Annotated in this window: 1 pseudogene; it reads right to left on the bottom strand. The window is 69.0% G+C overall.

Annotated elements, in window-relative coordinates:
• Nucleotides 1-196, bottom strand: a pseudogene (locus AC1DN0_RS41820) (AMP-binding protein); the annotation flags it as partial.
• Between the last annotated feature and the right edge of the window lie 182 nt (nucleotides 197-378).

Genomic DNA, 378 nt, shown 5'->3' with positions numbered 1-378 from the left:
GGGCGGCGGCGAACACCAGCGTGTCATCGAAGTACAGCGCCCAGTCGCTGCCGGGCGCGCGCGCGAACGCCTGCTGCCAGCACAGCACCTGCTGCCTGAAACGCGGGTGGTCGACCACCCCGTCCGGCGCGTGGCCCACGATCCGGCCCGGCAGCGCGGACACGGCCAGGCGATCCAGTGCGATCCATTCAGCCATGCGCGTGCGCTGCCTTGACCCGTCGCCGCACCAGCCATTCCCCACCAAACAGAGCACCCATCATCACGGCAGCGCGGACACGGCCAGGCGATCCAGTGCGATCCATTCAGCCATGCGCGTGCGCTGCCTTGACCCGTCGCCGCACCAGCCATTCCCCACCAAACAGAGCACCCATCATCACG

Source organism: Cupriavidus sp. 05N39 (genome assembly GCF_056397325.1).
The sequence above is the reverse complement of the archived record's forward strand: the minus strand, read 5'-3'. Positions and strand labels throughout refer to the sequence as shown.